Origin of the sequence: Tunicatimonas sp., from assembly GCF_049647865.1 — a bacterium.
GTDB lineage: Bacteria > Bacteroidota > Bacteroidia > Cytophagales > Cyclobacteriaceae > Tunicatimonas.
This window is the reverse complement of the sequence record NZ_JBARYM010000283.1, coordinates 1-1,802: the sequence shown is the minus strand read 5'-3', so window position 1 is coordinate 1,802 and position 1,802 is coordinate 1. Positions and strand designations below refer to the sequence as shown.

General features: G+C 41.2%; 1 protein-coding gene and 1 pseudogene. One reads left to right on the top strand and one right to left on the bottom strand.

Annotation, left to right across the window (positions count from 1 at the left end):
• The first annotated feature begins 228 nt into the window (after positions 1 to 228).
• Positions 229 to 447 carry a hypothetical protein gene (locus WBA23_RS08680; protein WP_424581881.1) on the top strand — a complete coding sequence of 73 codons (219 nt, stop codon included), beginning with the start codon at positions 229 to 231 and terminating at the stop codon, positions 445 to 447.
• A gap of 158 nt (positions 448 to 605) precedes the next feature.
• Here WBA23_RS08680 and WBA23_RS08675 read toward each other — a convergent pair.
• Positions 606 to 1,802 (bottom strand): annotated as a pseudogene (locus tag WBA23_RS08675) (hypothetical protein); the annotation flags it as partial.

The window sequence follows — 1,802 nt, the reverse complement described above, 5'->3', positions numbered from 1 at the left end:
AAGAAGTAGTATGTACTTTTCTACAGCTAATAATAGAAACTACGTTCAAATAAACGATCGATAAGGAAACTAACCTTTTCAAATAATCATTTTGCATAAACAAGCTTTTCGGTGCTTAAAATAGGTTCAGTTTTTGATAACAGACTTAAGTAAGATACTTCTTACTTATTTGACCAATAAGTATACTCATTGCGCGTTAGCAAAGAACCAAGATAACTTCATTGTGTTATGACCCTCGATTACATTATTCTTTTCTTTTTATTTCTATTAGCCCTCACGCTCGTTTTGTTAAAGATTATCCACGACGAGCGGCAGGGCCGGTCGAATAACGATGGTGGTTTACCATTTGAGTGGGACGAGCCAGAGCTTGATTTGCCACCGGGGGTTGTTCTTCCGCTGGGTGGACCTGTGCGGAAACCTGACGAAGATCCGGTTTTGGTTTCTTAAGAGCGTGCTTGAACTTTATCCTTTAGCTTTCTGATGGGTATTTTTCAACTATACTTCAGCTTTTTTTCCAGCGATAGCTTAGGCTATCCCCCTCGAAAAGAGTCTCGTTTAGTCAAAAATACCTTATAATAAAATCCAAACGCGCTCTAATAGCTGGCTTAGGTTGCTCGGCGAAGTACCATCTGCTGCCGGTCAGACTTCGCTACTTTCCGATAGAAATCGAGTAATTCTTTATGAGTCTTAGGAGGAAACGTTCCTTTCTTTCGCTGGAATTTTCGGATGTAAATAATTTTGCCTTGGTCTACTTGATATTCACTTCGGTAGTTTCCAAAAGCCGAAGAAATTTCAGTTGGCTCAGGAGTAAACTCGGCGTAGAGGTTCTCCGGTATCTCAATTACTACCGTATCAGTTTCGATACGAGCTTGGTGGATAACTACCGGATAGGCTCTTTTCTCTGCATTAGCCGGTAAACTCTCCAATCGAGTCATAACATTCGGACTGAAAAACCATCGTTTACCACTTACACTAGCGTAGTTATCTAGTTTGATCATCATTTCCTCCGTAGCAATCGGAAGCCTTTCCTTAACTAATTCATACTTGAACTGCTCAACGCGAAAGTTGGGAATTTCTATTTGCTTATAAACGGCTTGCTTTTGTTCAGTAGCATTTAATTGTGTAATTCTAGCAAACTTATCGTAAAGCTGCCCGGTGTAAGTAGTAATAACGTTCATACTGCCATTACCAGCTTCATCCAACCTCATTGTAATGCTTCTCACTTGTTGATTGTGCTGCGCTGAGTAATCGGGGGTCTTTATTAAGTTTCCTCCGTTGTCGTTAACCATAAGTACATACCGGTCGTCGGTAAAATCGCTTAAGTATCCGAACGGACGGGTTTGGCTAGTACATTCTAACCAAATAGTGTCTCGTTGAAGCGGTACGCCTAAAATTGCGTGGTTAAACTGCAAACTAGGAAAGTCAGTAATTACCTGGCGGGCATACGAGCCAGCATTTACCAATGTGTACTGAGATTTTATACCGACTACTGCTAAAATGGACTTCATATAGTTAGAAAGTGCCTTACAGTCTCCGTAACCCAGCCGATCAACAGTAGCAGCCTCAAAAGGTTGATAACCACCAATCCCTAATTGAATGCTAACGTAGCGGGTTTTGGATTGCATATATTCGTATAGTACTCTGATAATCTCAGTAGTATCGTTTAACCCGGCAATCTGATTCTCTATCTCCTGCTGAGTGGTGAGAGACAGTTGTCCTCGCCCTTCGTTTAGTTGATTGACCCACTCTCCAATTTTTTGCCAACTACTTTGGTTGCCGGTGTATTCTTCGTAGCTAAATTG